Consider the following 631-nt stretch of genomic DNA (forward strand, 5'->3'; position numbering starts at 1 on the left):
ACCGCTGTGCGCACCGCCTGGGCGGGGTGCACGAGGTCCAGCACCCAACGCGCCCCCTCGGGCAGCGGGCTGCGGGTCCCCCCGGGGGCCTCGCCCTGCGCGACGAGCAGCTCCGCACGGCCCGCGTCCTGCTCCCGCAGGTGCCGCACCGCGTCGACCGCCGCCTCGACGGACTCCACGACCACGGCCTCTGCCGCACCGCCCAGGGCGGCCGCCACCGCGTCCTCGTACCCCTGCTCCACACCCAGCATCGCCGCCAGCGACCCGTGCACACCGGCGAGCTCCTGGGCAGCCAGGAGGACCCCGGCACCGTCCTTGCGCACCAGGCTCATCTCGAGCGCCTCCACCCGCGCCGACCACCGGGCCCGCTCCTTCTCGGCGCCCTGGATCTCCTCGCGCAGGCGTGCGACCTCGGTGCGCGCCGCCTCGAACGCCTCGGCAGCGGCCTCGTGCTCGGCGTCCAAGCCCTGCTCACCGGCCTCCACGCCCGCGACCTGGGACTCCAGCGCCGCGAACTCCACCGTCGCCTCCTCCCCCCGGCGCTCGGCCTCGGCGAGCGTGGCCCGCAGGCGACCGATCTCAGCCTCCGTGGCCTCCAGGCGGCTGCGCCGGGCGGCGACCTGACCCGCCA

At 77.3% G+C, this 631-nt stretch carries 1 pseudogene; it reads right to left on the bottom strand.

The features are described from left to right. A pseudogene (locus N869_RS15800) lies at positions 1-631 on the bottom strand (chromosome segregation protein SMC); the annotation flags it as partial.

This window comes from Cellulomonas bogoriensis 69B4 = DSM 16987 (assembly GCF_000767165.1).
In the GTDB taxonomy this organism is placed as follows: Bacteria; Actinomycetota; Actinomycetes; order Actinomycetales; family Cellulomonadaceae; genus Actinotalea; species Actinotalea bogoriensis.